Here is a 6513-nt window from a genome sequence, read left to right as displayed (position 1 = left end):
CGGAAATCGACCCAACCCTCCTCAACCTAGGCAACGGGCCCGGCGACAGTCAGCGGCCGGGAGCGAACCTACCCGGAGACCCGTCGGCAAGGGACGTATACGACGCTGAGCGGACCAACGGGCACGAAGGACGGGACGCACCCATTCGTTCGCTTGCCGCAATGACTGATGAGGAACTCGTCGAGATTGCCCGCACGCTCTTTGAGCGTATGTATAGCGAGGCTTGGCAGACTCGCGAGATCACCGACCGCCTCTCGGTCGAGGAGCAGTACGAGGATCTCCGCCGGCAACTCCACGAAGAACAGCCGGTCGACGCCCTCCGCTACACGCTGCAAGACGGCGGCAAGGTCTTGATCGTTACGCCGACTAACGGGGACCACGAAACTGTGGGCGAGTACGTAAAGCGTGTGCTCGTTGCGGAAGCGGTATGGAAGGCCGTTGATGTGTTGATCGGCGTGCCTGTGTCGGTCGTATTGAACCCGCCGACTGGTCCGCTCCAAGCGATTTTCTACGCCCCCAACTTCGGCGGCTGGTGAGACGATCGCCATTCGCTGGGTGTTGGACCGCGTACACCGCGTTCGGCCTGGCGTCGATGATCCGGTGGGTTCGTGTCACATCGGAAAGCTGGAACGCGGTTGACTACCGCTGGCCGAACCAGCAGCACCGGGAGGCGTCGCGGGTATTGCTGCACGCGGCGAGTGATCCCGACCTCGGCTTCGCCGCGCCGCCCGTAGTCGGTCGGCTGGTTCATCGCCAGGAGCGACGATGGCGGCGACCAGCCCTTTGCGGAGCACCTCCTCAGTGACAGCTCACGCGGTGACCGCCGTGATTCGGCGGGGCACGGCGAGATCTCCGCGTTGTAGCGCTGCGACGAGCTTGCGTTCCGCGCGCTTGCGGCGCATGCGCACGACCGGTCCGGTCTGTCCGCAGTCGGCGGCGATCTGCTCGATCAGGACGTCGCCGAGCCGGGTGGAGGAGATCAGTTCGGCCTGTGCGTCGGTGATGATGCCGGCGGCGACGGCGCGGCCGAGGACGATGTCGGGGTGGCCGTAGGGCCGGTACGGGGTGCGGGAGCCGACCGGCACGTCCGGGGGTAGCTCGAGCAGGTCGTCGCTGCGGCGGGCTTTGAGCCCGGCCCGCCACGCCGCCCAACACAGCCGCAGCCAGATCCGCGGTGCCTGAGGGTCGTCGGTGCGCAGCGTGTGCAGGAACGCGGCGAGCAGTTCGGAGTCGATGTCGTCGGCGTGCTTCGCGTGGCCCTTGGACAGGCGCGCGGCGAGGTGGGTCAGGCCGGGCAGGGCGACACCGACCGCGCCGACGGTCCACGCCGGCCCCCAGTCTCGGGCCTGGCGGGCGAGCTGGTGCCAGATGGCATCGGACGTCTCCGGGCTCATCGCCCGGGACCTCAGCAGGCTGCGCAGTTCGTCCAAGGGGATGTGCCGGTCGGGCAGTCCGTCGATCGGGCGGCCGTCGAACGCGAGCGGGGCGGGTTCGCAGACCAGCAGCCGGAAGGCGTCCTCGGCGACGGTCAGGGCGGTGCGGGGCATGGCGGCTCCTGAAGGAGAGCACGCCCCACGGGGTGTGGGGCGAAGACCCTCATTGGCACACCTGGACCTGTCACCACAGGCCGCTGTCGGGTTCTGTTAGATCGGGATTGGTCGTGTCAGGTTCGCGGGCTGTCAGGTCCCGCCCGGGTCAGGTCGTGACAGGACGGCCGGGAGTTCGTTTGAGCTGACAGCCCGTGTCTGGGCAGTGTCAGTACGCCCGCCCGGTCCGGGGGCCACCACACCCATGACCGAACCCGTTCGTATCCCCGCACCTGATGCCGTCGGTGACATCGTCCCCGGCGAGCAGCCGGTGCCGATCACCGTGTGGCACGTGCCCGCCCCGCACCCGGGCGACACCATGTCAATCACCCTCGCCGACCGCCTGGTGCAGAACTTCACCACCCGGCGGCGCTGGCTGATCCTCGACCTCACCAGCGGCGAACAACTGGCCCAAGCGGTCCGCGCCGCCCAGCGCCATCACGCGCGGCACACCCCGCAGGATCTGACCATCGGTGTCCGCCAGGCGGCGCTGATCGTGGCCGGCTGGCCCCTCGGCGACACCGATCCCGTGACGTTCCTCGCCGACTGCGCCCAGCGGCTGATGGTCGGCGGCTGCGTCGCGGTGGTCCTCGGCGACGTCGAACTCACCGTCAACCACGTCCTGATCGCCGCCGCCCGCGCGGCCGGGCTGACCTACCTCCAGCACATCGTGGCCGCGCACGACCTCACCGGGCAGCGCGGACAGCTCGGCGACGGCGGTACCCACCTGTCCGTGCACGGCGACGTCCTGATCTTCAACAGTTCGCTGGACGCGTTGCGGGGGTCTGTCGATGGCTGACCAAATCCCCATCACCTCGGTCTGGCTGACCTGCCAAAGGCCGGCCCGGGACCAGCGGCGTGGCCGGTACGTGGAGGAAACCACGAAACACCCGGCGAAGATGCTGCCCGACCTGGCGGCGCACGCCATCAACGCGTACACCGCCCCGGGTGACCTCGTGCTGGACCCGATGTGCGGCTCGGGCACCACGTTGGTCGAGGCGGCCCGGTCCGGCCGCGACAGCATCGGCGTGGACATCGAAGCATCGTTCACGGCCCTGGCGCAGGCGAACCTCGCACTGGCCGCCGCGAACGGACACACCGCGTGGGGTCAAGCCGTCACCGGCGATGCCCGCGACCTTGCGGCACTCGTGCCGGAAGGTTCACGTGGCCAGGTGGCGCTGGTGCTCACCTCGCCGCCGTACGGGCGGCGGACCCACGGCGTCGTCCGCAACGCCCCGGGCACCGGAATCCACAAGCGGCACTACGTCTATGGAGACCGGTCCACCGGCAATCTCGCCTACCTGGGCATGGACCGGCTGCTCGACGGGTGGCGGCAGATCGTGGCCGGCAGCATGCAGGTCCTGAAACGGGGCGGCGTGTTCGTGTTCACCAGCCGCCCGATCCGCCGCGCTCCCGATGATCTGATCGACCTGCCCGGTGAGCTGTTCGCGGCGGCCCTGTCGGTGGGCCTGGAGCCGGTGGAACGGTGCGCGGCCATGCTCGCCGCCGTCCGCGACGGGCAGATCATCCACCGCGCGGCCGTGTTCGCCCTGATGGCGGTCCGCAAGGCGCGAGCCGACGGGATCCCGGTCTCGCTAGTCGCGCATGAGGATGTGTACGTGCTGCGACGGCCGAGGGCCGGCTCCGGCTCACCCCTGGGCTCCGGTCCATCGAGCCTGGCGGATGCCGGCGGACGAACTGTCCCCACGGGTGGCTGACCTGGGCTGTCAGGTTCTCCGGGCGGCGCTGACAGGTCCGGTCAGCGCCGCCGCAGGGCAGGTGGGCTGGGCTGACAGGTCATGGAGTTAGCCTCGGCGCACACCTTTTCGTACCACCCCCTGCTGACCTGACAGCCCTGCCGTACGCCGGCATCAGCCCACCCCTTCGGGGTCGGTCGTCCGACGTTCGGGCTGACAGCTCCAGCACACATTTCCCACACGGTGTCGACCTCGCACGCCTGACCGGTGCGCGTGGCGACCCTTCACACCCCTGTTTCCGCGAGGGCGGCCACCACTGGTGGCCGCTCTCTTCGTCGTGCCCGACCGAAGGTGAGCATCATGCTCAAGAACGCCTGGTACTTGATCACCCACGCCGATTTCTTCGCCGGCATCCCCGACGCCCCGCGCCTGCCGCAGGCACCCGACCTGATGGCCACCCTGGACTGGTTGTTCGGCGAGGACGCCGGTATCAGCCCGGCGCACACCGCCACGGCGGTCGAGGTCATGCTGCGCATGGCCGAGCACTTGTCCGACGCCGTCCCGCACGGCCGGCACCTGGTGGCCGACGGCGACCAGCTCGCCCGGCTGCTCAACGGCGTGAACCTGCTGCTGGCCCACCTGGCGCAGCTCAGCGGCCGACTGGCCCACCAGGTCGACAACGGCACCGGGGCCGACCTGTCAGTCCTGCCGGACAGCGACCGCGCGGAGCTGGCAAAGGCGGTCGCCGCCGCCAGTTGCCGACTGGAGGAAGCCGCCGGGCTGGTTATGGAAGCCCACCTCCGGATCGGCGGTGCGGCGATGACCACCACCGGCGACGCACACACGCGGATCAGCGACCTGCGCGCCGAGACGAACGCCGCGATCGAACAACGCGACGTGCTCGCAGCCGACGCCCGCCGGGCGCTCATCGCGGAGTTCGACGCGGGACGGATCTGCCGGACCAGCTGCGCGGACGCCCTCACCGGCTGGGGGCTGGAGCCGCCGCCCGGAGAGTTGACGATGTCCGCCGCCGGGCAGATGTCGTACACGCGGATGCACACCGGCGAAGACGATGCCCGCAATGGGGCGTTGCGGCATGTGCCGCCGACGTTGTACCGGCTGCTGCCTCAGCGGGTGGCCATCTGGCCCAGGTGGGTGGTCGAGGTGATCTTGATCCCGGGCGGGGATGACTATCCCGAGGCGGACCCGTACCGGATCACGGTCCAGGTCGGCCTCCGGGTGACGGTGACCGCTACCTCGCAGGCCGCCGCGATCACGAGTGCGGAAGCCATGGTGAATGCCCGGCTGCCCGAGCTGGCCGACGCGGGCGTCACGCTGACTGGGCTGACCTGGCACGTCGAGGATGGACCCGAGGACCTGATCCACGCCGCTGACCCCGAGCCGCAGCCGGCGACCGTCCGCCCGGCCGCTGCCGGCGACGACCTCGCCGCCGCGACCGCAGCGCGCGACGCGGCCATCGAGGCGTTCGCCGACCTACGGCGCCAGATCCGCCACCGGGCGGTCACCGCTCTGGTCACCGAGGAGATCGGTGGTGAGTACGAGCAGACCGCTGAGCGGGTCGAGCGGTTCCTGCTCGACCTCGGGTTCGACCGGCTGCCGCGGGCCTACTTCGTCGCGGTGACCGTCGAGGTGACGCTGCGGGTACGCGCGGCCAACGCTCAGGAGGCGTACGGCTGGGTGTGCCGCCTCATGGAGCCCACCAGCGCGGCGGGCGCGTGGCGGGGATGGACCGCGCACGGTTCCGGCACGGCAGACGTCTGCGAGGCCGATGGCTGGCGGCGGGTCATCTGGCGACACGTCTACGAGCTGTCGCTGCGTTTACCCTCCGATCGGGCTGCCGCTGCCGCGGCCGGCGAGGCGCTCATCCAGGCCGAGGTCGTCCGCACGCTCGCCGGGATCGATTGCCTCATGGTCGTCACCGGCGAGGTCGAAGGCTACGGCATCGACCAGCGGCTCGACCCGGACACCGACTAAACCCACGAACCACCGGCCGCCGTTGGCGGCCGGACCAACCATCACCTCAGCACCACGCAGGCGCCACCCGACCGGGTGGCGCCTGTCTTTGTTTCCCCCACAACCGAAGGGAGCGCCGCCGTGGCGCACGAGATCGAACAGTTCACCGACGGAACCGCCGCGTTCTTCACCGCCCGCAAGGACGCCTGGCACCGGCTCGGCACCGTCACCACCGACTGCCTCAACGCCCAGCAGGTCATGGACGTCGCCTACCTCGGCGGCTGGGACGTCCGCAAGGAAACCCTCCAGACCGTCGGGTCCGGCGCGGCCGTGCCGAACCGGTGGGCGACCACCCGCAAGCACCCCAAGACCGGCAACCGGGAAGTCCTCGGGATGGTCGGCAAGAACTATCAGGTCGTGCAGAACGAGCAGGCCGCCAACCTGCTGAACTTCATCGTCGATGCGACCGGCGCCCACTTCGAGACCGCCGGCTCGTTGCGCGGCGGCCGGGAAGTGTTCGTGACGATGAAGCTGCCCGACTCGATGATGGTGGCCGGCATCGACGCCATGGACCTGTATCTGGCCATGTGCACCTCGCACGACGGTTCCCGGCTGGCCCGGGTGCTGATCACCCCGGTCCGCATCGTGTGCGCCAACACCCAGGCCGCCGCGTTCGCCAACAACGTCGGCGAATACGCGTTCAGTCACTCCGGCGACATCGAGGGCAAGCTGACCGAGGTCCGCGACGCGCTGAAGCTGGTGCCGGTGTACCTGGACCAGTTCCAGGCCGAAGCCGAGAAGCTGATCGCCAAGCAGCTCGAATGGGACCAGCTCCAGCGCATCTCCGACGAGCTGTGGCCGCTGGACGAGGACGACAAAGAGACGGCGTTTCTGCGCAAGCTCGGCCGCGAGCGGGACTTGAAGCACCTGTTCGAGGAAGCCCCGACGCAGGCGAACATCCGCGGTACGGCGTGGGCCGGCTACCAGGCCATCACCGAGTGGCTGGACCACAAGCAGCCCGCCAAGAGCGACCACCACCGCGCCAACAGGGTCCTCACCGACGGCACGGTGACCGCCACCAAGAAGCGGGCCTTCGACCTGGTGCTGGCCGCCTAACCCGTTCGTGCCCGACACCGGAAGCGGGCGCAGCGGTTCGACCGTCTGCGCCCGCCACCGTCGAGCCCACCACCACGGCGGTGCCTGGCCCGCTGGGCAGCACAGCCCCGCCTGCCGACCGCCCGGCACTCGCCTCTCTC

The 6513-nt window shown here is 69.8% G+C and carries 6 protein-coding genes; 5 read left to right on the top strand and 1 reads right to left on the bottom strand.

Annotated elements, in window-relative coordinates:
• A partial coding sequence (locus AB0O15_RS37835; protein WP_364329437.1) for a hypothetical protein occupies window positions 1-536 on the top strand: 536 nt, incomplete at its 5' end.
• Window positions 537-809: 273 nt separating this feature from the next.
• Here the strand turns inward: AB0O15_RS37835 and AB0O15_RS37830 are convergent.
• Window positions 810-1547, bottom strand: coding sequence for a hypothetical protein (locus AB0O15_RS37830; protein ID WP_364329435.1), 738 nt, complete (start codon window positions 1545-1547; stop codon window positions 810-812).
• A gap of 244 nt (window positions 1548-1791) precedes the next feature.
• Between AB0O15_RS37830 and AB0O15_RS37825 the strand changes: the two genes are divergently transcribed.
• The 4 genes from AB0O15_RS37825 to AB0O15_RS37810 all read left to right on the top strand — a co-directional run bounded on the left by AB0O15_RS37825 (window position 1792) and on the right by AB0O15_RS37810 (window position 6373).
• Window positions 1792-2385, top strand: coding sequence for a hypothetical protein (locus AB0O15_RS37825; protein ID WP_364329432.1), 594 nt, complete (start codon window positions 1792-1794; stop codon window positions 2383-2385).
• Window positions 2378-3304 carry a DNA methyltransferase gene (locus AB0O15_RS37820; protein WP_364329430.1) on the top strand — a complete coding sequence of 309 codons (927 nt, stop codon included), beginning with the start codon at window positions 2378-2380 and terminating at the stop codon, window positions 3302-3304. Before AB0O15_RS37825 ends, AB0O15_RS37820 begins: the two co-directional genes overlap by 8 nt.
• A 339-nt stretch (window positions 3305-3643) precedes the next feature.
• The gene (locus tag AB0O15_RS37815) at window positions 3644-5278 is read left to right on the top strand and encodes a hypothetical protein (RefSeq protein WP_364329427.1); all 1635 of its coding nucleotides are present in this window, start codon (window positions 3644-3646) and stop codon (window positions 5276-5278) included.
• Between the two features lie 120 nt (window positions 5279-5398).
• The gene (locus AB0O15_RS37810) at window positions 5399-6373 is read left to right on the top strand and encodes a DUF932 domain-containing protein (RefSeq protein ID WP_364329424.1); all 975 of its coding nucleotides are present in this window, start codon (window positions 5399-5401) and stop codon (window positions 6371-6373) included.
• Window positions 6374-6513 lie beyond the last annotated feature (140 nt).

This window comes from Actinoplanes sp. NPDC089786, assembly GCF_040684855.1.
Classification (GTDB): Bacteria; Actinomycetota; Actinomycetes; order Mycobacteriales; family Micromonosporaceae; genus Actinoplanes.
This window is presented reverse-complemented; position numbering and strand designations above follow the sequence as displayed.

Bases quoted from the DNA above. Each gene is read 5' to 3' on its own strand.
- AB0O15_RS37820 (WP_364329430.1), top strand. From the start codon at position 2,378: ATGGCTGACCAAATCCCCATCACCTCGGTCTGGCTGACCTGCCAAAGG.
- AB0O15_RS37830 (WP_364329435.1), bottom strand. From the start codon at position 1,547: ATGCCCCGCACCGCCCTGACCGTCGCCGAGGACGCCTTCCGGCTGCTG.
- AB0O15_RS37825 (WP_364329432.1), top strand. From the start codon at position 1,792: ATGACCGAACCCGTTCGTATCCCCGCACCTGATGCCGTCGGTGACATC.
- AB0O15_RS37815 (WP_364329427.1), top strand. From the start codon at position 3,644: ATGCTCAAGAACGCCTGGTACTTGATCACCCACGCCGATTTCTTCGCC.